Here is a 2,269-nt window from a genome sequence, read left to right on the forward strand (position 1 = left end):
ACGCGGACTTTCTGCGTGAGGGGATCGACGGGACCGTGGGCGCCTGAGCCCACGGGAGCCATCGGTCCCCACATGCCGAAGCGGTCCGGATCATCCGGTGCGTCAGCCGCCGCCGGAAGGGGCGGCCGGCAGACTGAACGCCTCCGTCACCGCACGGGCGTACGCCTTCGACGTCCGGGGCCGCAGCGGCGCCAGGTACGCGACCATGCGGGCCAGTCCGTCCGGGTCCGCCAGACGGTGCAGCTGCTTCTCCTGTACGGCGTGGGTCAGCAGTTGCTCCAGCAACAGCACCTCGGCCGGGCTGTACAGGACGCTGTGCAGGGTGAAGCGGAGGATGGAGTCCTCGTACGGGTGGCGCAGGGTCATGTGCAGGTAGCCGTGGCCGTGGCCCTTCCAGGGGCCCGGCAGGACGTGGGCCAGCCCGAACCCGTGGCCCCGGCGCGGGTACTTCCCGCCCAGGGTGACGCGCACGCCCAGCATGATCCTGGACCAGGGGACCAGCAGCCCCCCGGTGTCCGGCTCGTGCTGGTGGAGCCCTTCCTCGCGCAGCTCCACCCACGAGCCGTCCGGCCGCCGGCCGTCCCCCAGGAACCAGCGGCCGTCGATCCGCTCCAGCGGACCCAGCTTGTCGGTCATGCCCCTTATCAGATCACATGTGCGAGGAAGCGTTCGACCGTCTCGGACAGCACCTCACGGCCGTCCCTCGCCCACAACCCCTCGTTGAACAGCTCCACTTCGATGGGACCGGTGTAGCCGGCCGCCTCGACGCGGCCCCTCCACTCGCGCATGTCGATCGCGCCGTCGCCGATCTGGCCGCGGCCGTTGAGGACGCCCTCGGGCAGCGGAGTGGTCCAGTCGGCGAGCTGGAAGGTGTGGATGCGGCCCGCCGCGCCGGCGCGGGCGATCTGGGCGGGGGCCTGGTCGTCCCACCAGACGTGGTACGTGTCCACGGCCACCCCCACCTGGTCCGCCGGGAAGCGTTCGGCCAGGTCCAGGGCCTGCGCGAGGGTGGAGACCACACAGCGGTCGGCCGCGTACATGGGGTGCAGGGGCTCGATGGCGAGGCGTACGCCGCGCTCGGCCGCGTACGGCGCCAGGACCGCGAGGGCGTCGGCGACGCGTTCCCGGGCGCCGCGCAGGTCCTTGCTGAACAGCGGGAGGCCGCCGGAGACCAGGACCAGGGTGTCCGTGCCGAGCGCGGCGGCCTCCTCGATGGCCGCGTGGTTGTCGCCCAGCGCCTCCATCCGCTCGACCGGGCCGGTCGCCGTCAGGAAGCCGCCCCGGCACAGCGTCGTCACCGTCAGGCCCGCGTCACGGACCAGCTTGGCGGCCGCCTCCACGCCGTACGCCTGGACGGGTTCCCGCCACAGGCCCACGTTGCCGATGCCCAACCGGGCACAGGCGTCGACCAGTTCGGGGAGGGTGAGCTGCTTCACCGTCATCTGGTTGACGGAGAAGCGGGCGAGGTCGGGGTTCATCGGGTCACTCCGTACAGCGACAGCAGGGTCCTCATGCGTTCCTCGGCCAGTTCGGGGTCGGGGAACAGGCCCAGGGTGTCGGCCAGTTCGTAGGCGCGGGCGAGGTGCGGCAGGGAGCGGGCCGACTGCAGGCCGCCGACCATCGCGAAGTGGTCCTGGTGGCCCGCGAGCCAGGCGAGGAAGACCACGCCCGTCTTGTAGAAGCGGGTCGGGGGCCGGAACAGGTGCCGGGACAGCTCCACCGTGGGGTCCAGCAGGGCGCGGAAGCCCGGCACGTCACCGGTGTCCAGGACCCGTACCGCCTGCGCCGCCAGCGGGCCCAGCGGGTCGAAGACACCGAGCAGGGCGTGGCTGAAGCCCTGCTCGTCGCCCGCGATCAGCTCCGGGTAGTGGAAGTCGTCGCCGGTGTAGCAGCGCACGCCCTGCGGCAGCCGGCGCCGGAGGTCGGTCTCGCGCCGGGCGTCGAGGAGCGAGATCTTGACACCGTCGACCTTGTCCGGGTGGGCGGCGATCACCTCCAGGAAGGTGCCGGTGGCCGCGTCCAGGTCGGACGAGCCCCAGTAGCCCTCCAGGGCCGGGTCGAACATCGGGCCCAGCCAGTGCAGGATCACCGGCTCGGCGGCCTGGCGCAGCAGGTGGCCGTAGATCTCCAGGTAGTCCTCGGGTCCGCGGGCGGTGGCGGCCAGGGCGCGGGAGGCCATGACGATGGCCTGGGCACCCGCCTCCTCGACCACGGCGAGCTGTTCCTCGTAGGCCGCGCGGATCCCGGCGAGGTTGCCGGCGGGCAGTCG

At 72.5% G+C, this 2,269-nt stretch carries 3 protein-coding genes; all 3 read right to left on the reverse strand.

What is annotated here, in order from left to right; all coding sequences use genetic code 11:
* Positions 1–102: 102 nt before the first annotated feature.
* The gene (locus tag H5J33_RS31860) at positions 103–636 is read right to left on the reverse strand and encodes a hypothetical protein (protein WP_181798216.1); all 534 of its coding nucleotides are present in this window, start codon (positions 634–636) and stop codon (positions 103–105) included.
* Between the two features lie 8 nt (positions 637–644).
* A complete protein-coding gene (locus H5J33_RS31865; protein ID WP_181798217.1) occupies positions 645–1,478 on the reverse strand; it encodes a sugar phosphate isomerase/epimerase in 834 nt (277 codons plus the stop codon).
* Positions 1,475–2,269, reverse strand: a 795-nt coding sequence (locus tag H5J33_RS31870) for a DUF993 family protein (protein WP_181798218.1), incomplete at its 5' end; no start/stop codon positions are given. The genes H5J33_RS31870 and H5J33_RS31865, both read right to left, overlap by 4 nt.

Source organism: Streptomyces sp. WELS2 (genome assembly GCF_013870595.1).
In the GTDB taxonomy this organism is placed as follows: Bacteria; Actinomycetota; Actinomycetes; order Streptomycetales; family Streptomycetaceae; genus Streptomyces.